Annotated in this window: 18 protein-coding genes; 13 read left to right on the top strand and 5 right to left on the bottom strand. The window is 66.6% G+C overall.

The window, feature by feature from the left end; all coding sequences use genetic code 11:
• Positions 1-23 precede the first annotated feature (23 nt).
• A complete protein-coding gene (locus HWX31_RS19915) occupies positions 24-1,016 on the bottom strand; it encodes a bifunctional riboflavin kinase/FAD synthetase (protein ID WP_060232263.1) in 993 nt (330 codons plus the stop codon).
• 122 nt (positions 1,017-1,138) lie between these two features.
• Between HWX31_RS19915 and purN the strand changes: the two genes are divergently transcribed.
• The 6 genes from purN to nadC all read left to right on the top strand — a co-directional run bounded on the left by purN (position 1,139) and on the right by nadC (position 7,994).
• Positions 1,139-1,801, top strand: a complete 663-nt coding sequence (purN, locus tag HWX31_RS19920; RefSeq protein WP_059612848.1) for a phosphoribosylglycinamide formyltransferase — start codon at positions 1,139-1,141, stop codon at positions 1,799-1,801.
• Positions 1,798-3,081 (top strand): RsmB/NOP family class I SAM-dependent RNA methyltransferase, encoded by a 1,284-nt coding sequence (locus HWX31_RS19925; RefSeq protein ID WP_174964716.1) that lies wholly within the window; start codon positions 1,798-1,800, stop codon positions 3,079-3,081. Before purN ends, HWX31_RS19925 begins: the two co-directional genes overlap by 4 nt.
• An 18-nt stretch (positions 3,082-3,099) precedes the next feature.
• Positions 3,100-4,458, top strand: a complete 1,359-nt coding sequence (locus HWX31_RS19930) for a mechanosensitive ion channel family protein (protein ID WP_174964720.1) — start codon at positions 3,100-3,102, stop codon at positions 4,456-4,458.
• Between the two features lie 191 nt (positions 4,459-4,649).
• Positions 4,650-5,846, top strand: a complete 1,197-nt coding sequence (locus HWX31_RS19935) for a DesA family fatty acid desaturase (RefSeq protein ID WP_059612845.1) — start codon at positions 4,650-4,652, stop codon at positions 5,844-5,846.
• 130 nt (positions 5,847-5,976) lie between these two features.
• Positions 5,977-7,113: a quinolinate synthase NadA gene (gene nadA / locus HWX31_RS19940; protein WP_174964715.1), complete on the top strand. Its 1,137-nt coding sequence runs from the start codon at positions 5,977-5,979 to the stop codon at positions 7,111-7,113.
• On the top strand, positions 7,110-7,994 hold the full coding sequence (gene nadC / locus HWX31_RS19945; RefSeq protein WP_174964714.1) for a carboxylating nicotinate-nucleotide diphosphorylase: 885 nt from the start codon (positions 7,110-7,112) through the stop codon (positions 7,992-7,994). The genes nadA and nadC overlap by 4 nt, the downstream gene beginning before the upstream one ends.
• A 76-nt stretch (positions 7,995-8,070) precedes the next feature.
• Here the strand turns inward: nadC and nadB are convergent, their stop codons facing one another.
• The 4 genes from nadB to radC all read right to left on the bottom strand — a co-directional run bounded on the left by nadB (position 8,071) and on the right by radC (position 11,275).
• A complete protein-coding gene (nadB, locus tag HWX31_RS19950) occupies positions 8,071-9,657 on the bottom strand; it encodes an L-aspartate oxidase (RefSeq protein ID WP_174964713.1) in 1,587 nt (528 codons plus the stop codon).
• A 160-nt stretch (positions 9,658-9,817) separates the two neighbouring features.
• Positions 9,818-9,985: a 50S ribosomal protein L33 gene (rpmG, locus tag HWX31_RS19955; RefSeq protein WP_006478046.1), complete on the bottom strand. Its 168-nt coding sequence runs from the start codon at positions 9,983-9,985 to the stop codon at positions 9,818-9,820.
• A 17-nt stretch (positions 9,986-10,002) separates the two neighbouring features.
• The gene (gene rpmB, locus HWX31_RS19960; RefSeq protein ID WP_004186391.1) at positions 10,003-10,236 is read right to left on the bottom strand and encodes a 50S ribosomal protein L28; all 234 of its coding nucleotides are present in this window, start codon (positions 10,234-10,236) and stop codon (positions 10,003-10,005) included.
• 283 nt (positions 10,237-10,519) lie between these two features.
• The gene (radC, locus tag HWX31_RS19965) at positions 10,520-11,275 is read right to left on the bottom strand and encodes a RadC family protein (protein WP_174964712.1); all 756 of its coding nucleotides are present in this window, start codon (positions 11,273-11,275) and stop codon (positions 10,520-10,522) included.
• A gap of 139 nt (positions 11,276-11,414) precedes the next feature.
• On the opposite strand from radC, the gene HWX31_RS19970 reads away from it, so the two are divergent.
• The 7 genes from HWX31_RS19970 to HWX31_RS20000 all read left to right on the top strand — a co-directional run bounded on the left by HWX31_RS19970 (position 11,415) and on the right by HWX31_RS20000 (position 18,183).
• Positions 11,415-11,870, top strand: coding sequence for an FKBP-type peptidyl-prolyl cis-trans isomerase (locus HWX31_RS19970; RefSeq protein ID WP_010090945.1), 456 nt, complete (start codon positions 11,415-11,417; stop codon positions 11,868-11,870).
• 2 nt (positions 11,871-11,872) lie between these two features.
• Complete coding sequence (ispH, locus tag HWX31_RS19975; RefSeq protein ID WP_059612835.1) at positions 11,873-12,853, top strand: 4-hydroxy-3-methylbut-2-enyl diphosphate reductase; 981 nt, start codon at positions 11,873-11,875, stop codon at positions 12,851-12,853.
• Positions 12,854-13,121: 268 nt separating this feature from the next.
• Positions 13,122-14,315 (top strand): branched-chain amino acid ABC transporter substrate-binding protein, encoded by a 1,194-nt coding sequence (locus HWX31_RS19980; RefSeq protein ID WP_174964719.1) that lies wholly within the window; start codon positions 13,122-13,124, stop codon positions 14,313-14,315.
• A 211-nt stretch (positions 14,316-14,526) separates the two neighbouring features.
• Positions 14,527-15,477 (top strand): branched-chain amino acid ABC transporter permease, encoded by a 951-nt coding sequence (locus tag HWX31_RS19985; protein ID WP_174964711.1) that lies wholly within the window; start codon positions 14,527-14,529, stop codon positions 15,475-15,477.
• An 18-nt stretch (positions 15,478-15,495) separates the two neighbouring features.
• Positions 15,496-16,662, top strand: a complete 1,167-nt coding sequence (locus HWX31_RS19990; RefSeq protein WP_174964710.1) for a branched-chain amino acid ABC transporter permease — start codon at positions 15,496-15,498, stop codon at positions 16,660-16,662.
• 28 nt (positions 16,663-16,690) lie between these two features.
• The gene (locus HWX31_RS19995) at positions 16,691-17,467 is read left to right on the top strand and encodes an ABC transporter ATP-binding protein (RefSeq protein ID WP_059618705.1); all 777 of its coding nucleotides are present in this window, start codon (positions 16,691-16,693) and stop codon (positions 17,465-17,467) included.
• Entirely contained in the window at positions 17,467-18,183 is a 717-nt protein-coding gene (locus tag HWX31_RS20000; RefSeq protein ID WP_059612831.1) for an ABC transporter ATP-binding protein, read from the top strand. Before HWX31_RS19995 ends, HWX31_RS20000 begins: the two co-directional genes overlap by 1 nt.
• Positions 18,184-18,331: the final 148 nt, after the last annotated feature.

Genomic DNA, 18,331 nt, shown 5'->3' on the forward strand with positions numbered 1-18,331 from the left:
GCGCATGGCGCCGCCAGCCGGGGTCAGCTAATTCGGTCGGTGGCCGACGTCGAGAAGCCGGTCGTGCGGCTGCCGGGCGCGTGGTCGCGCGCCGCGAAGTACGCGCGGGCGTTCGCGACGTCCTGTGCGATCGCGCGCGACAGCGCTTCGAGATCGTCGAACTTCGCCTCGTCGCGCAGCTTCTGCAGGAATTCGACGCGCACGAGCTTGCCGTAGGCGTCGCCGTGCCAGTCGAGCAGGTGGACTTCGAGCAGCACGCGGCCCGAATCGACGACGGTCGGGCGCAAGCCAAGGCTCGCGACGCCGGGCAGCGGGGTGTCGGCGAGGCCGTGGACCTGGACGACGAAGATGCCCATCAGCGCCGGCCGCTTGTGCGCGATCGGCAGGTTCAGCGTCGGGAAGCCGAGGTCGCGGCCGAGCTTCAGGCCGTGCGTGACGTGGCCGCTGATCGCGTAGCCGTGGCCGAGCGCCTGCGCGGCCGCGGCGAGATTGCCCGCCGCGAGCGCGGCGCGCACGCCCGAGCTGGAGATGCGCGCGCCGTCGCTGCCGGCGACCGTGCCCATCTGCTCGACCTCGAAGCCGTACTGCTCGCCGGCCGCCTTCAGCGTGTCGAACGTGCCCGCGCGCTTCGCGCCGTAGCAGAAATCGTCGCCGACCATCATCCAGCGCGTGTGCAGCCCGCCCACGAGCGTGCGCTCGACGAACGCCTGCGGCGACTGGCTCGCGAACGTATGGTTGAAGTGCTCGACGACGACCCGGTCGACGCCGTGCTCGCGCAGCGCCTCCAGCTTGTCGCGCAGCATCGCGATGCGCGGCGGCGCGCCGGCCGGATTGAAGAATTCGCGCGGATGCGGCTCGAAGGTCATCACGCAGACGGGCAGGCCGCGCGCGTCCGCTGCCGCGCGCACGCGCGCGAGCAGGGCCTGGTGGCCGCGATGGACACCGTCGAAGTTGCCGATCGTCAGCGCGCACGGGGCGCGGCTTTCGGCATTGGGCAGGCCGCGGAAGACTTTCACGATAGCGGGTGCAGCGTCGGGGAATGAGCGGATCGAGGCCGCAAAGCAGAAGATTATAAACGCTCGGGCGGGCCGGCGGCTCAGGAGGCGGGAAACGCGAGGCCGAATGGTAAAATTCGCGGATGAAAAAACTCGTGATCCTGATTTCCGGTCGCGGCAGCAACATGGAGGCCATCGTCCGCGCGTGCGCGCAGGAACGGTGGCCGGCCGAGGTCGCCGCCGTGATCGCCAACCGGCCCGACGCGTCCGGCCTGGCTTTTGCCGCGTCGCACGGGGTGGCGACCGCGGTGGTCGACCACCGGTCGTTCGACGGCCGCGACAGCTTCGACGCGGCGCTCGCCGCCGAAATTGACCGTTTCGCGCCCGACCTCGTCGTCCTCGCGGGCTTCATGCGCATCCTCACGCCGGCATTCGTCAGACGATACGAGGGCCGGATGCTGAACATCCACCCGTCGCTGCTGCCGAGCTTCAAGGGCATCCACACGCACCAGGCGGCGCTCGACGCCGGCGTCGCGCTGCACGGCGCGACCGTGCACTTCGTCATCCCCGAACTCGACAGCGGCGCGATCGTCGCGCAGGGCGCAGTGCCGGTGCGCGCGGGCGACGACGCGGCGGCGCTCGCGCAGCGCGTGCTGACGGTCGAGCACGTGCTGTATCCGCGCGCGGTTCGCTGGTTCGTCGAAGGGCGCCTGCGCCTCGAGAACGGCCGCGCGGTCGTGGCGCCGGAAGAGGCGCGCTGGATTTTCGCGGACCAACCGCATACCAAAACAAGTGAGGGCGTATGAAGCTGCACGGATTCCTGATCGGCCAGACCGAGACTTTGCTGGCCGAGGTGCTGAAGTTCGCCGGCCCCGCCGACGCGACGACGAGCCGGTTCTTCCGCGCGCACCCGAAGCTCGGGCATGCCGAGCGCGGCGTGATTGCCGAGGCCGTGTTCGCGGTGCTGCGCCGGAAGATGGAGTTCGCGCACCTCGCCGAGAGCGGCACGGGCAGCCCCGCGCGGCGTCTGACGCTGCTCGGCCTGATGCAGACGGTCGGCCGCAATGCGCTGAAGCCGTTCGTGTCCGACGCGGAAGCGGCCTGGCTCGAACACGTGTCGAAGATCGATCCGGCGAGCCTGCCGGTGCGCGTGCGCGCAAACCTGCCGGACTGGATCCAGCAGGCGCTGTCGTCGCGCTTCGACGCCGAGGAACTCGCGCAGCTCGCCGCCGCGATGAACTACCCGGCGCCGCTCGACCTGCGCGCGAACGCGCAGAAGGCGACCCGCGACCAGGTGATCGACGCGCTGCGCGCGAACGGCATCGACGCGGGCGCGATGCCGTTCGCGCCGTTCGGCGTGCGGGTCGCCGGCAAGCCGGCGCTCACCAAGCTCAAGGTGTTCGAGGAAGGCATGATCGAGGTGCAGGACGAGGGCAGCCAGCTCTTGTGCTCGCTCGTCGCGCCGCGCCGCGGCGAGATGGTCGTCGACTTCTGCGCGGGCGCGGGCGGTAAAACGCTCGCGCTCGGCGCGATGATGCGCTCGACCGGCCGCCTGTATGCGTTCGACGTGTCCGAGAAGCGGCTCGCGAAGCTGAAGCCGCGCCTTGCGCGCAGCGGGCTGTCGAACGTGAACCCGGTGCTGATCGACAGCGAGCACGACGCGAAGATCAAGCGGCTCGCCGGCAAGATCGACCGCGTGCTGGTCGATGCGCCGTGCAGCGGCCTCGGCACGCTGCGCCGCAACCCGGACCTGAAGTGGCGCCAGTCGCGCGCGTCGATCGACGAGCTCACGCCGAAGCAGGCGTCGATCCTCGCGAGCGCGGCGCGTCTCGTGAAGAAGGGCGGGCGGCTCGTCTACGCGACCTGCAGCGTGCTCGACGCGGAGAACGAGGCGATCGTCGCGCAGTTCCTCGCCGATCATCCGGAGTTCGTGCTGGTGCCCGCGCAGAAGGTGCTGGCCGACCAGCGCATCGCGCTCGACACCGGTGACTACCTGTCGCTGTGGCCGCACCGCCATGCGACCGACGGCTTCTTCGCTGCCGTGCTCGAGCGGCGCGCGCAGGCCGCACAGGCCGCACAGGCGTAACGGCGGGCCGCACGGATGATGCAGAACCTGCAGAGTCGCCTGCTGTCGCGCCGCCTCGAGTCGGTGATCCGGGACTTCAACCAGCCGGTGATGCTCTGGCAGGCGGCGATCCTGGTCGGTGCGCTGTGCTTCGCGTGGCTCGCCGCGCGCTTCGTGCACGGCCGCATCGACGCGCGCCGCCGCGCGGCCGGGCGCGGGCCCGGCGCCGGCGCGCAGAGCCTGAAGCGCGCGCTGTTCCCGCTGTTCGGCGGCGTGTTCGTGTGGATCGCGCAGCTCGCGTTCGACCCGTTCATGTCGACGGCGCTGCTGTCGCTCGCGCTCGTGCCGCTCATCGGCATCGGGCTCATCTACGTGCTGTTCTTCTTCGCGCGGCGCGTGTTCGCGCGCGACGGCAGCACCCATGCGTGGCTGTCGATCGTCGAGAAGATCGTGTCGACCGTCGTGTGGGCCGCAATGGTGCTGACCGTGCTCGGCATCCAGCGCGACGTGATCGCGTGGCTCGACAGCGTGCAGTTCCGCGTCGCGAACGCGCACCTCACGCTGCTGTCGCTGATCTCCGGCGCGCTGTGGATCTGCGTGACGCTGCTGGTCGCGATGTGGCTCGGCTCGGTGCTCGAGGATCGCCTGACGCGCGCGAGCACGCTCGACGCGAACCTGAAGGTCGTGCTGTCGCGGGTCGGGCGCGCGCTGCTCGTGTTCGCGGCGGTGCTGATCGGGCTGTCGCTCGTCGGCATCGACGTCACCGTGCTCGGCGTGTTCGGCGGCGCGGTCGGCGTCGGGCTCGGCTTCGGCCTGCAGAAGATCGCGAGCAACTACGTGTCGGGCTTCATCATCCTGCTCGACCGGTCGCTGCGGCTCGGCGACGCGATCAGCGTGGGCGGCCTGCAGGGCATCGTCACGCAGATCCGCACGCGCTATACGGTCGTGCGCGGCCTCGACGGCAACGAGACGCTGATCCCGAACGAGAAGCTGATCACCGACGTCGTGCAGAACCAGTCGTCGTACCTGACGCGGGGCTACGCGAAGGTCGCGGTGCAGGTCGCGTACACGAGCGACGTCGAGCACGCGCTGACGCTGCTCGCCGAAGCCGCGAAGGGCGTGCCGCGCGTGCTCGAGGAGCCGGCGCCGACGCCGTATCTCGTGAGCTTCGGCGCGGACGGCATCGATCTGGAGCTCGGCTTCTGGATCGAGGACTCCGCGAAAGGCACGTCGGGCGTGCGCTCGACGGTGAACCGCAACATCTGGCGGCTCTTCAGCGAGCACGGGATCTCGATCCCGTTCCCGCAGCGCGAGGTGCGCGTCGTCGGCCTGCCGGACGGTTTCGCGGCGACGCGTGCCGACGACGGCGCCGGTACGGCCGTCCGAGCGGTCGTGTAAGCCGGCCAGACGCGGAGCGCCGGGCCGGCGGAGTCCGCCGCTGGACTGCCGGCGTTGCTTCAAGGCAAGAAATATTCATTTTTTACAAAGACTTGGAACGGTTGAAGTAAAATTCTGGTCTATTCAGCGGTATGCTTTCATTTTTCTGACGTCGGCGCGTGCCGGCGTCGTTCACTCCACAGGTAACTGCCTTGTTGAATTCCCTGCTCGACTTTCTTTCTCACGGGCTTCTGCGCTTCTCGTGGTGGCAGATCGTGCTGTTCGCGCTCGCGGTCACGCACGTGACGATCATCGGGGTGACGGTCTACCTGCATCGCTGCCAGGCGCACCGCGCGCTGGAGCTGCATCCGATCGCCAGCCATTTCTTCCGCCTCTGGCTGTGGATGACGACCGGCATGCTGACCGGCCAGTGGGCGGCGATTCACCGCAAGCACCACGCGAAGTGCGAGACCGAGGAAGATCCGCACAGCCCGCAGACCCGCGGCATCTGGAAGGTGTTCCTCGAAGGCGCCGAGCTGTACCGTGCGGAAGCGAAGAACGAAGAGACGATGCGCAAGTTCGGCCACGGCACGCCGAACGACTGGATCGAGCGCAATATCTACTCGAAGTACCCGATTCTCGGCGTCAGCCTGATGATGGTGATCGACGTCGCGCTGTTCGGCGTGCTCGGCCTGACCGTATGGGCCGTGCAGATGGTCTGGATCCCGTTCTGGGCGGCGGGCGTCGTCAACGGTTTCGGCCACTTCTGGGGCTACCGCAACTTCAACTCGGCCGATGCGAGCACGAACCTGTTCCCGTGGGGCATCGTGATCGGCGGCGAGGAACTGCACAACAACCATCACACGTTCGCGACGTCCGCGAAGCTGTCGAACAAGTGGTACGAGTTCGACATCGGCTGGATGTACATCCGCATCATGTCCGCGTTCGGTCTCGCGAAGGTGAAGAAGGTCGCGCCGACGCCGCGCCTGAACAAGCCGAAGACGGTGCTCGACCAGGAAACGCTGCAGGCCGTGCTGTCGAACCGCTACGAGGTGATGGCGCGCTACGGCAAGGCCGTCAAGCGGGCGTACCGCCAGGAGCTCGCGCGCCTGAAGGAGCTCGGCTCGGGCGAGAAGTACCAGCTGATGCGCGGCGGCCGCAAGTGGTTCCACAAGGATGCGGACGGCCTCGACGAGCCGCAGAAGAAGCTGCTGCCGGAAATCTTCGCGAACAGCCAGAAGCTGCAGACGTACTTCCAGCTGCGCCAGGATCTCGCCGCGATCTGGGATCGCTCGACCGCGTCGCGCGAACAGCTGCTGGCTCAATTGCAGGATTGGTGCCATCGCGCCGAACAAAGCGGCATCAAGGCGCTGCAGGAATTTGCGATGCGCCTGCGCCGCTACGCCTGATTCGAAATCGATTAGAATCTCAGGACGTCACAAACCCCGCGCTGGCGGGGTTTTTTCTTTTCGGCGACCGTAAAGCATGGGGCCAGAGTAAGCGCTAAAGCGCTAACTCTGGCCGACAGGAGATATGGAGATGCAATCGACGATCAAACCCGTCGAGTACGACCGGCCGGTCGCGGCAGGCGCAGTCTGCGGCGTCGGGCAAGCATGGGCGAAGGTGCCCGAGACGCCGTCCCCCGACGAGCGCGCTGCACTGAAAGCGCGCATCAAGGCGCTGCTGGCCCGCGAGAAGGCAGTCCTGGTCGCGCACTATTACGTGGACGCCGAATTGCAGGAACTCGCCGACGAAACCGGCGGCTGTGTCGCCGATTCGCTCGAAATGGCCCGCTTCGGCCGCGACCACGATGCGCAGACGCTCGTCGTCGCGGGCGTGCGCTTCATGGGTGAAACCGCGAAGATCCTGAGCCCGGCCAAACGGATCCTGATGCCGGACCTCGACGCCACCTGTTCGCTCGACCTCGGCTGCCCGGCCGACGAATTCTCCGCGTTCTGCGATGCGCATCCGGACCGCACCGTCGTCGTCTACGCGAACACCAGCGCCGCCGTGAAGGCACGCGCGGACTGGATGGTCACGTCGTCGATCGGCCTCGAGATCGTCGCGGATCTCCACGCCCGCGGCGAGAAGATCATCTGGGCGCCGGATCGCCATCTCGGCAGCTACATCCAGAAGAAAACCGGCGCGGACATGCTGCTGTGGCAGGGTTCGTGCCTCGTGCACGACGAATTCAAGGGCATCGAGCTCGACCTGCTGCGCGCCGAATACCCGGACGCGAAGGTGCTCGTCCACCCGGAATCGCCGGAGAACGTCGTCGCGCTGGCCGACGTCGTCGGCTCGACGACGCAGCTGATCGACGCGGCGGTGAAGCTGGACGCGACGCGCTTCATCGTCGCGACCGACCTCGGCATCCTGCACAAGATGCAGCTCGCGGCACCGGGCAAGACCTTCATCGCGGCGCCGACGGCCGGCAACAGCGCGACCTGCAAGAGCTGCGCGCACTGCCCGTGGATGGCGATGAACGGCCTCGCGAACCTCGCGGACGTGCTCGAGCGCGGCCATAACGAGATCTTCGTCGATCCGGCGATCGGCGCGCGCGCGCGCCTGCCGATCGACCGGATGCTCGAGTTCGCGGCCGCTCACAAGAAGCGCGTGCAGGCGAGCGGCGACCTGCAGCGCGACCAGCAACTGTTCGCGAACGTGGGGGCGGCATGACGACCGGTGCCGTTTCCCCGCTTTACGAAACGATCCGTGCGCAATACGGCGCCGCATTCGACGACGCACTTGCGCGCAACGTCGCCGATGCGATTGCCGAGGACGTCGGCACGGGCGACCAGACCGGGCGGCTCGTGCCGGCCGGCGAGCGCCGCCGTGCGCGCATCATCGTGCGCGAAGAAGCCGTGCTGTGCGGCGTGCCCTGGTTCGACGCGGTGATGCGCCGGATCGATCCGGCGATCGACGTGCGCTGGCAGTATCGCGAAGGCGACCGGATGCAGGCCGATTCGATCGTCTGCGAACTCGAAGGCCCGGCGCGCGCGCTGCTGACCGCCGAGCGCAACGGACTGAACTTCCTGCAATTGCTGTCCGGCGTCGCGACGGCGACGCGCCGCTACGTCGACCGGATCGAAGGCACGCGCGCGCAGATCCTCGATACGCGCAAGACGCTGCCGGGCCTGCGGCTCGCGCAGAAGTACGCGGTGCGGGTTGGCGGCGGCGCGAACCAGCGGCTCGCGCTGTACGACGGGATCCTGATCAAGGAGAACCACATTGCCGCCGCGGGCGGCGTCGGCGAAGCGCTCGACGCGGCGTTCGCGCTGAATGCCGGCGTGCCGGTGCAGATCGAGGTCGAGACGCTCGCGCAGCTCGACACGGCGCTCGCGCACGGCGCGCAGTCGGTGCTGCTCGACAACTTCACGGTCGACATGATGCGCGAGGCGGTGCGCGTCGCTGCGGCCAAGGCCGTGCTCGAAGTATCCGGCGGCGTCAATTTCGATACGGTGCGCACGTTCGCCGAGACCGGCGTCGACCGCATCTCGATCGGCGCGCTGACGAAGGACGTGCGCGCGACCGATTATTCGATGCGCATCGTCGACTGACCGCGCGGCGCAATCCGCAGACAAAAAAAGCCGTTGGCGTCCTGCCAACGGCTTTTTTGCTGATGCGCCGCGCGGCTCAGCGGCGCGCTTTCGGCGTCAGCACGCTCGGCAGCGCCTTCGGCAGCGTATGCGGCCAGTCGCGGCTGAAATGCAGCCCGCGGCTTTCGCGTCGCGACTGGGCGCTCTTGACGATCAGCATCGCGACGTCGACGAGGTTGCGCAGCTCCAGCAGGTCGCGGCTCACGCGGAAGTTCGCGTAATACTCGTGGATTTCGTCGCGCAACAGCGACAGCCGGTGCTTCGCACGTTCGAGGCGCTTGTCGGTGCGCACGATGCCGACGTAATTCCACATCAGGCGCCGCAACTCGTCCCAGTTGTGCGCGACGACGACTTCCTCGTCGGGATCCGACACGCGGCTCTCGTCCCACGCGGGCAGCGCGCCCGGCGAGTCGACCTCGAAGCCGGACGTCTCGATCGCTCCGGCAGCCGCGCGGCCGATGACGAGGCATTCGAGCAGCGAGTTGCTGGCGAGCCGGTTCGCACCGTGCAGCCCCGTGTACGACGTTTCGCCGACCGCATACAGGCCGGCGAGGTCGGTGCGGCCCGCGAGATCGGTGACGACGCCGCCGCACGTGTAGTGCGCGGCCGGCACGACCGGAATCGGCTGCTTCGCGATGTCGATGCCGAACTCGAGGCAGCGCGCGTGGATCGTCGGGAAATGTTCGCGCAGGAACGCTTCCGGCTGGTGGCTGATGTCGAGGTACACGCAGTCGATCCCGCGCTTCTTGATCTCGAAGTCGATCGCGCGCGCGACGATGTCGCGCGGCGCCAGTTCTTCGCGCGGGTCGTGAGCGGGCATGAAGCGGGTGCCGTCCGGCAGCTTCAGCAGGCCGCCTTCGCCACGCACGGCCTCGGAGATCAGGAACGACTTCGCATACGGGTGGAACAGGCAGGTCGGGTGGAACTGGATGAATTCCATGTTCGCGACGCGGCAGCCCGCACGCCACGCCATCGCGATGCCGTCGCCGGTCGCGGTGTCCGGGTTGGTCGTGTACAGGTAGACCTTGCCTGCGCCGCCGGTGGCGAGCACCGTGTGCGGCGCTTCGATCGTGACCGTGCGGCCGCTGTCGACGTCGAGCGCGTACAGGCCGTGGCAGCGGCGGCCGGGCAGGCCGAGCCGCTCCGACGTGATCAGGTCGACCGCATGGTGGTTCTCGAGGAACGTGATGTTCGGATGCCGGCGCGCGCGCTCGGACAGCGTCGCGAGCACCGCGTGCCCGGTCGCGTCGGCGGCGTGGATGATGCGGCGGTGGCTGTGGCCGCCTTCGCGGGTCAGGTGAAAGCCGAGTTCGGCGGCGTCGTCCTTCGTGAAAGGCACGCCCTGCGAAATCAGCCATTCGATCGCTTCGCGGCCGTGCTCGACGATGTAGCGCGTCGCGCTCTCGTCGCACAGGCCGCCGCCGGCGACCAGCGTGTCGTCGACATGGTTCTCGATGCTGTCCGCGGAATCGAGCACGGCGGCGATGCCGCCTTGCGCGTTGTCGCTCGCGCCTTCCATCATCGAACGCTTCGCGATCAGCGCGACCCGCCGCGTGTCGGCCAGATTGAGCGCGACCGACAGGCCTGCCAGGCCGCTGCCGACGATCGCCACATCGAATTTCATTGCTGCATCTCCATCATTTCACGCTTGATCTTGTGTTTTCCGGCGGCGCAGCCGCGGAAAGGAGAGAGCATACCGCGTCGGGCAAAAGCGTGCGCGCAAAACAAAAAGCCCCGCGATTGCGGGGCTTTTTGGTCACCGTCAGGCTGGCAGAAACCGGAGATTACTTGATCTTGGTTTCTTTGTATTCCACATGCTTGCGGACGACGGGATCGAACTTCTTGATCGCCATCTTTTCCGGCATGTTGCGCTTGTTCTTCGTGGTCGTGTAGAAGTGACCCGTGCCAGCGGTCGACTCGAGCTTGATCTTGTCGCGTGCGCCTTTTGCCATGATTGTGCTCCTTGGGCTTAGGCTTCGCCGCGTGCGCGCAGGTCAGCGAGCACGGAATCGATGCCGTTCTTGTCGATCAGGCGCAGGCCGGCGTTCGAGACGCGCAGGCGCACCCAGCGGTTTTCGCTCTCCACCCAGAACCGGCGGTTTTGCAGGTTCGGCAGGAAGCGGCGCTTCGTCTTGTTGTTTGCGTGGGAAACGTTGTTGCCGCTCATCGGCGCTTTCCCAGTTACTTGGCATACGCGTGCCATGAGAGCACTCCTAATACGCTAAATTCGGGGTTCGATCGCCGGTGAAGGTTCTCATCGCGCAGCCACGTGATCCATAGCTGCACTCAGAACGCCGAAGCCCTTAACAGACAAGGCCCTTCGATGGCTAGAACTGGTTGGAAAAAAGACAGACGGCGATTCTAGCAGAAAAAGTTCAGGAAAATCAAACGTAATTTCAACGTGCCGTCGTGGCGCGCGTGAGCCCGCCGCCGGAGTCCGTCTGGTGGCGGGCTCCGGCGGGCCGGCCTGCACGGTCCGACGCAGTTTACAGCAAGCCGGCGCGCGAGAACGAGAACGTTTCGGTCGCGCCGACGACGACATGATCCAGCAGGCGCACGTCGAACAGCGCGAGCGCATCGCGCAGCACGCGGGTCAGGCGCCGGTCCTCCGCGCTCGGCTGTACCGCGCCGGACGGGTGGTTGTGCGCGACGACCAGCGCGGCGGCGTTCACCGACAGCGCGCGGCGCACGATCTCGCGCGGGTAGACGGCCATCCGCGTCAGCGAGCCGCGCGCGCTTTCCTCGCTGTCCACCAGACTGTTGCGCGCGTCGAGGTACAGGGTCATGAACACTTCGTACGGGCGCGTGCCGATCACGAGGCGCAGGTAATCCTCGACCGCGCCGGGCGAATCGATCAGCAGATGCTCCTGCGCCTTCTCCGCGAGCGCGCGCCGCGCGAGCTCGGCGACCGCGGACAGCCGGGCGATGCGGGCGTCGCCGATGCCGGGGCGGCCGCGGAAATCGTCCGGAGTCGCGTCGAGCAGCCCGCGCAGCGACTTGCCGAAGTGTTCGAGCAGTGCACGCGCGCTGTCGAACACATTGTGGCCGGGCACGCCGGTGCCGAGCAGCAGCACGATCAGCTCGTCGTCGGACAGCGCGGCCGGCCCGCGCTCGAGCAGCCGCTCGCGCGGCAGGTCGGGCCGTTTCGCGCGCGCCGCGCCGCGCTTGGGCTGCCCGGACGCGTGCGGCGTGGCGTCGGCGGCGGCGCGGCATGCGGGGAGGGGCGACAATTGTTGCGGCATGGTTGATTCTCCGTTGTGGCGGGCAGGCAGGCCTGTGCAACGTCGTCGCACTTTCCGCCTTGCGCGCTCAGGTGACTTACAATATCGGTTTTGCGCCGGGCCTCGCGGCCGCATCGGGCGCCGACTGAACGAGTAATTCATGAGCCTCATCGATCTTTCCGAAGTGAAGCCCGGTTCGCACGTCACGCTGCACTACCGGCTGGCACTGGCCGACGGCGCCGACATCGTCAACACCTTTTCCGACAAGCCCGCGACGCTGCTGCTCGGCGCAGGGCAGCTGGCGCCCTCGCTGGAACAGATTCTCGTCGGGCTCAGGGTGGGCGACCATTCGACTTATCAGCTAGCGCCCGAACAGGCATTCGGGCCCCGAAATCCGGACATGCTCCAGCGCGTGACGCTGAAGACGCTGCGCGAGAACGGGATGATCGGCGAGGACTTCACGCCGGGCGACCTGATCGAATTCAACGCACCGGACGGCGGCCGATATGCAGGGGTGCTGAAGGAAGTCGGCGAAACCTCCGCGCTGTTCGACTTCAATCATCCGCTCGCGGGCCAAGCGCTCACGTTCGAAGTGAAAATCATCGGGATCCTGTAATCATGAGCACCACCGATACGCTGTCCGGACAGACCGTCGCCGCCGACGCCGAAATCCTGCTGGCCCAGCCGCGCGGCTTCTGCGCGGGGGTCGACCGCGCGATCGAGATCGTCGAGCGCGCGATCGCGATGTACGGCGCGCCGATCTACGTGCGCCACGAGATCGTCCACAACAAGTACGTGGTCGAGGACCTGAAGAAGAAGGGCGCGATTTTCGTCGAGGAACTCGAGGAAGTGCCGTCCGGCAATACCGTGATCTTCAGCGCGCACGGCGTATCGAAGGCGGTGCGCGACGAGGCCGGCGTGCGCGGGCTGCGCGTCTACGACGCGACGTGTCCGCTCGTCACGAAGGTGCACGTCGAAGTGGCGAAGATGCGCCAGGATGGCGTCGACATCGTCATGATCGGGCACAAGGGGCACCCGGAGGTCGAGGGCACGATGGGGCAGGTCGAACGCGGGATGCATCTCGTCGAAAGCGTCGAGGACGTGCAGAAGCTCGAGCTGGCCGATCCGGAGCGCATCGCGCTCGTCACGCAGACGACGCTGTCCGTCGACGACGCGGCCGAAATCATCGCCGCGCTGAAGGCGAAGTACCCGAAGATCCGCGAGCCGAAGAAGCAGGACATCTGCTACGCGACGCAGAACCGCCAGGATGCGGTGAAGTTCATGGCGCCGCAGTGCGACGTCGTGATCGTCGTCGGCAGCCCGAACAGCTCGAATTCGAGCCGGCTGCGCGAAGTGGCCGAGAAGCGCGGCGTCGCGGCATACATGGTGGATGCGCCCGACCAGATCGATCCGGCGTGGGTCGCCGGCAAGCGCCGCATCGGCGTGACGGCCGGCGCGTCGGCGCCCGAGGTGCTCGCCCAGGCAGTGATCGCGCGTCTGCGCGAACTCGGCGTGCGCAACGTCCGCGCGCTCGACGGGATCGAGGAGAGCGTGTCGTTCCCGCTGCCGCGCGGCCTGAACCTGCCGCCCGCAGTCTGACCCGCCGTACACTGCGGTACACCGAAGCGCGCCCCACGGCGCGCTTTTTTTTCGCGCCTCGAAACCGCAATCGCAACCGACATTCCCGCAGATGGTGCAACCGGGTTGCTATTCTCTGCCAAGCCCTTGTCTCAAAATTGGTTGCAATGCAGGAAAACCCCATCAAATCAGGAATATTGGCGTTCTATAAATGGAGTTACAATTCGCCCGTTTTCAGGCCGGAATGGTCTTGGAACCCGGTTTTGGCAAGGCGCAGGAGACCTATTTAATGCATGTGAAGTTGGCTTACGCCGTGTCCGTCGCCGCAGCGGTTGCAATGCTCGCCGCCTGCAGCAAAAAGAGCGACGACGGGGCGGGCAAGGAGGCTGCGGCGTCCGCGGCACCGCCGGCCAGCGACGTGCGCGTCGTCAAGATCGGTCATGCCGCCCCGTTGACGGGCAGCATCGCGCATCTCGGCAAGGATAATGAAAACGGGGCACGTTTGGCGATCGAGGAAATCAATGCGCATGGCCTGACGATCGACGCGCACCCGGTGCGGCTGGAACTGGTCGCCGAGGACGACGCGGCCGATCCGAAGATTGGCACGCAAGTTGCACAGAAGCTGGTCGACGACCGGGTCGTGGCCGTGGTGGGGCACCTCAATTCGGGGGTGTCGATCCCGGCGTCGAAAATTTACAGCGACGCAGGCATCGTGCAGATTTCACCGTCCTCGACCAACCCCGCGTATACGAAGCAGGGGTTCAAGACCACTTATCGCGTCGTGGCGACGGACGCGCAGCAAGGCCCTGCGCTCGCCAGCTACGCGCTGCATGCGCTTCACGCGAAGCGCTTCGCGGTCGTCGACGATGCGACCGCCTACGGCAAGGGGCTTGCCGACGAATTCGAGAAGGCCGTCAAGGCGGCGGGCGCGCAGATCGTCGCGCGCGAAGCGACCAACGACCGCGCGACGGACTTCAAGGCGATCCTGACGAAGATCAAGCGTGACCATCCCGACGTCATCATGTACGGCGGCATGGACGCGACGGGCGGCCCGTTTGCGAAGCAGGCGATGGCGCTCGGTATCGGAGCAAAAATCCTTGGCGGCGACGGCGTGTGTACCGACAAGGTGGTCGAGCTCGCGGGCAACGCGGTGCAGAACCTGGTCTGTTCGCAGGCGGGGCTCGCCCTGTCGCGGATGGAGAAAGGGGCGGACTTCGAGAAAAAGTATGAGGACCGTTTCCACACGCCGGTGCAGATCTACGCGCCGTTCACGTATGACGCGGTCTACGTGATCGTCGATGCAATGAAGCGCGCCAACTCGATCGAGGCGTCCAAGGTGCTGGCTGCGATGCCGTCGACCGACTACCGCGGGGTGATCGGTCACATCGCATTCGCGCCGAACGGCGATCTGAAAGAGGGGGCGATTACGCTCTACGACTTCAAGGAGGCAAAGAAAACCGTCCTCGATGTCGTGACGATGTAGCGACGGGACTCGTGACGGCGCCGGAACAGTGCGGTGCCGTTTCTGTATCCGCTCCGGCGGCAGGTCCGGCCGTACAGGCCGGGCGGCGCGCGCCGGGACGATCCACCCTTACCGGTCTTTTCTAGTACCCGCAGTGCCGCCGAGACGACGTGATTCTCCGCTTACCCGCGGGGCGCAGCCTCATCCGGCAGCACGGGCCAAGGAGCTTTAAATGGATATTTTCGTCCAGCAGGTCCTCAACGGGCTGGTGCTCGGCAGTGTCTACGCCATCATCGCGTTGGGCTATACGATGGTGTACGGCATTCTCGGCATCATCAACTTCGCGCACGGCGATGTGCTGATGATCGGCGCGATGGTCGCGCTCTCCGCGATCACCGTGCTGCAGAACCATTTCCCGCAGCTCGGCAACGTCGCGACACTGACGATCGGCCTGGGCATCGCCGCGATCGTGTGCGCCGTCGTCGGCTACACGATCGAGCGGGTCGCGTACCGGCCGCTGCGCCGCGCGCCGCGTCTCGCGCCGCTGATCACCGCGATCGGCGTGTCGATCCTGCTGCAGACCGCCGCGATGATCATCTGGTCGCGCAACCCGCTGCCGTTCCCGCAGCTGCTGCCGACCGACCCGATCAACGTGATCAAGGCCACCGACACGACGCCCGGCGCCGTGATCTCGATGACCGAAATCGTGATCATCGCCGTCGCGTTCCTCGTGATGGGCGGCCTGCTGCTGCTGGTGCACAAGACCAAGCTCGGCCGCGCGATGCGTGCGATCGCGGAAAGCCCGAACACCGCCAGCCTGATGGGCGTGAACCCGAACTTCGTGATCTCGGCGACCTTCATGATCGGCTCGGCGCTTGCCGCGCTCGCCGGCGTGATGATCGCGTCGGAGTACGGCAACGTGCACTTCTACATGGGCTTCATCCCGGGCATGAAAGCGTTCACGGCAGCCGTGCTGGGCGGCATCGGCAACCTCGCGGGCGCGATGGTCGGCGGGGTGGTGCTCGGTCTCATCGAGCAGCTGGGCGCCGGCTATATCGGCAATCTGACGGGGGGCGTGTTCGGCAGCAACTACCAGGACGTGTTCGCGTTCATCGTGCTGATCATCGTGCTGGTGTTCCGTCCGTCCGGCCTGCTGGGCGAACGTGTCGCGGACCGCGCGTAACGGAAGGGGAGCAACAACATGACATCCATTCAACCGATCGAAACCTCGACGACGCTCGTCGAAGAACGCAACACCGCGAAGACCGTCACCATCGGGATCCTCACCGCGGCGTTCGTGATCGCTGCGCCGATCATCATCGGCGCAGCGGGCGGCAACTACTGGGTCCGCGTGCTGGACTTCGCGATGCTGTACGTGATGCTCGCGCTCGGCCTGAACGTGGTGGTCGGCTTCGCCGGCCTGCTGGACCTCGGCTACATCGCGTTCTACGCGGTGGGTGCGTATACGGCGGCTCTGCTGAGCTCGCCGCACCTGACCACGCAGTTCGAGTGGATCGCGAACCTCGCGCCCGGCGGGCTGCACGTGCCGTTCCTGATCATCGTGCCGATCGCGATGGCGATCGCCGCGATCTTCGGGATCCTGCTCGGCGCGCCGACGCTGCGGCTGCGCGGCGACTACCTCGCGATCGTCACGCTGGGCTTCGGTGAAATCGTGCGGATCTTCATGAACAACCTCGACCGTCCGGTGAACATCACGAACGGCCCGAAGGGGATCACGGGGATCGATCCGGTGCACGCCGGCGACTTCAGCCTCGCGCAGTCGCACTCGCTGTTCGGCATCCAGCTGCCGTCGGTCTACATGTACTACTACCTGTTCGTGCTGTGCGCACTGCTGGTGATCTGGACGTGTACGCGCCTGCAGCACTCGCGCATCGGCCGCGCATGGGCGGCGATCCGCGAAGACGAGATCGCGGCGAAGGCGATGGGCATCAACACCCGCAACGTAAAGCTGCTCGCGTTCGCGATGGGCGCGTCGTTCGGCGGCCTGTCGGGCGCGATGTTCGGCTCGTTCCAGGGCTTCGTGTCGCCGGAATCGTTCACGTTCTGGGAGTCGATCGTCGTGCTGGCCTGCGTGGTGCTCGGCGGCATGGGCCACATCCCGGGCGTGATCCTCGGCGCGGTGCTGCTCGCGATCTTCCCGGAATTCCTGCGTTCGACGATGAGCCCGCTGCAGCATGCGATCTTCGGCCACGACGTCGTGGATACCGAAGTGATCCGCCAGGCGCTGTACGGCCTCGCGATGGTGGTCATCATGCTGTATCGCTCGGAAGGCCTGTGGCCGGCGCCGAAGCATGAGGACAAGATCGCGAAACTGGCGAAGCGCAGCGCCAAGTCGGCGCGCGCATAACGGACTGACAGCGGAAGGAGAAACACACATGAGCGACAAGCAAATCCGACTGTCCGTGAAAGGCGTGAACAAGCGCTTCGGCGGCCTGCAGGCGCTGTCCGACGTCGGCCTCGAGATCAGGGAAGGCGAGATCTACGGCCTGATCGGCCCGAACGGCGCCGGCAAGACGACGTTCTTCAACGTGATCACGGGCCTGTACACGCCGGACTCCGGCGAGTTCCGGCTGGACGGCGCGGAATACAAGCCGACCGCGGTGCACCAGGTCGCGAAGACGGGCATTGCGCGGACGTTCCAGAACATCCGCCTGTTCGGCGGGATGACGGCGCTCGAGAACGTGATGGTGGGCCGCCACGTGCGGACCAAGCACGGGCTGCTGGGCGCGGTGTTCCAGACGCCGGCGGAACGCCAGGAAGAGCGCGAGATCAAGGAGCGCGCAATCGAGCTGCTCGAATACGTCGGCGTGCTGCAGTACGCGGACTACACGTCGCGCAACCTGTCGTACGGCCACCAGCGCCGCCTGGAAATCGCGCGCGCGCTCGCGACCGATCCGAAGCTGCTCGCGCTCGACGAGCCGGCGGCCGGGATGAACGCGACGGAGAAAGTGGAACTGACGCGCCTGCTCGACAAGATCCGTTCGGACGGCCGCACGATCCTGCTGATCGAGCACGACGTGAAGCTCGTGATGGGGTTGTGCAACCGGATGACGGTGCTCGATTACGGCAAGGTGATCGCCCAGGGTCTGCCGCAGGACGTGCAGAAGGACCCGAAGGTGATTGAGGCATATCTCGGCGCAGGGGTGCACTGATGGCAGCGGCAATGTTGAAAATCAAGGGCTTGCAGGTCAACTACGGCGGCATCCAGGCCGTCAAGGGCGTTGACATGGAAGTCCGCCAGGGCGAGCTCGTGACGCTGATCGGCGCGAACGGCGCAGGCAAGACCACGACGATGAAGGCGATCACGGGTCTCAAGCCGTACTCGGCGGGCGACATCGAGTACGACGGCAAGTCGATCAAGGGCGTGCCGACGCACGAACTGCTCAAGCGCGGCCTCGCGATGGTGCCGGAAGGCCGCGGGATCTTCGCGCGCATGTCGATCATCGAGAACATGCAGATGGGCGCGTATCTGCGCAACGACGCGGACGGGATCAAGAAGGACGTCGACCGGATGTTCGGCTTCTTCCCGCGCCTGAAGGAGCGCGCGACGCAGCTCGCCGGCACGCTGTCGGGCGGCGAGCAGCAGATGCTCGCGATGTCGCGCGCGATCCTCTCCAAGCCGAAGCTGCTGCTGCTCGACGAGCCGTCGATGGGCCTGTCGCCGATCATGGTCGAGAAGATCTTCGAAGTGGTGCGCACGATCTCGAAGGAGGGCATCACGGTGCTGCTCGTCGAGCAGAACGCGCGCCTCGCGCTGCAGGCGGCCGACCGCGGCTACGTGATGGATTCGGGCACGGTCACGATGGAAGGCGACGCGAAGCAGATGCTCGACGACCCGAAGGTGCGGGCAGCGTATCTGGGCGAATGAACGGGCTCCGCGCGTCGCCGCAGGCGGCGCGCAAGGGCTTTCGAAAGGCTGTCACGGTTCGCCGTGACGGCCTTTTTTCATGGTGAGCGCCGTCCGCGACTGGCCGTCCGCGACCGGCCGTCCGCAACCGGCCGTCCGCAAATCGACA

This window comes from Burkholderia ubonensis (assembly GCF_902833085.1).
GTDB classification, from domain to species: Bacteria; Pseudomonadota; Gammaproteobacteria; order Burkholderiales; family Burkholderiaceae; genus Burkholderia; species Burkholderia ubonensis.

Bases quoted from the DNA above. Each gene is read 5' to 3' on its own strand.
- purN (WP_059612848.1), top strand. From the start codon at position 1,139: ATGAAAAAACTCGTGATCCTGATTTCCGGTCGCGGCAGCAACATGGAG.
- HWX31_RS19925 (WP_174964716.1), top strand. From the start codon at position 1,798: ATGAAGCTGCACGGATTCCTGATCGGCCAGACCGAGACTTTGCTGGCC.
- HWX31_RS19930 (WP_174964720.1), top strand. From the start codon at position 3,100: ATGCAGAACCTGCAGAGTCGCCTGCTGTCGCGCCGCCTCGAGTCGGTG.
- nadA (WP_174964715.1), top strand. From the start codon at position 5,977: ATGCAATCGACGATCAAACCCGTCGAGTACGACCGGCCGGTCGCGGCA.
- nadC (WP_174964714.1), top strand. From the start codon at position 7,110: ATGACGACCGGTGCCGTTTCCCCGCTTTACGAAACGATCCGTGCGCAA.
- nadB (WP_174964713.1), bottom strand. From the start codon at position 9,657: ATGAAATTCGATGTGGCGATCGTCGGCAGCGGCCTGGCAGGCCTGTCG.
- rpmG (WP_006478046.1), bottom strand. From the start codon at position 9,985: ATGGCAAAAGGCGCACGCGACAAGATCAAGCTCGAGTCGACCGCTGGC.
- rpmB (WP_004186391.1), bottom strand. From the start codon at position 10,236: ATGGCACGCGTATGCCAAGTAACTGGGAAAGCGCCGATGAGCGGCAAC.
- radC (WP_174964712.1), bottom strand. From the start codon at position 11,275: ATGCCGCAACAATTGTCGCCCCTCCCCGCATGCCGCGCCGCCGCCGAC.
- HWX31_RS19970 (WP_010090945.1), top strand. From the start codon at position 11,415: ATGAGCCTCATCGATCTTTCCGAAGTGAAGCCCGGTTCGCACGTCACG.
- ispH (WP_059612835.1), top strand. From the start codon at position 11,873: ATGAGCACCACCGATACGCTGTCCGGACAGACCGTCGCCGCCGACGCC.
- HWX31_RS19980 (WP_174964719.1), top strand. From the start codon at position 13,122: ATGCATGTGAAGTTGGCTTACGCCGTGTCCGTCGCCGCAGCGGTTGCA.
- HWX31_RS19985 (WP_174964711.1), top strand. From the start codon at position 14,527: ATGGATATTTTCGTCCAGCAGGTCCTCAACGGGCTGGTGCTCGGCAGT.
- HWX31_RS19990 (WP_174964710.1), top strand. From the start codon at position 15,496: ATGACATCCATTCAACCGATCGAAACCTCGACGACGCTCGTCGAAGAA.
- HWX31_RS19995 (WP_059618705.1), top strand. From the start codon at position 16,691: ATGAGCGACAAGCAAATCCGACTGTCCGTGAAAGGCGTGAACAAGCGC.
- HWX31_RS20000 (WP_059612831.1), top strand. From the start codon at position 17,467: ATGGCAGCGGCAATGTTGAAAATCAAGGGCTTGCAGGTCAACTACGGC.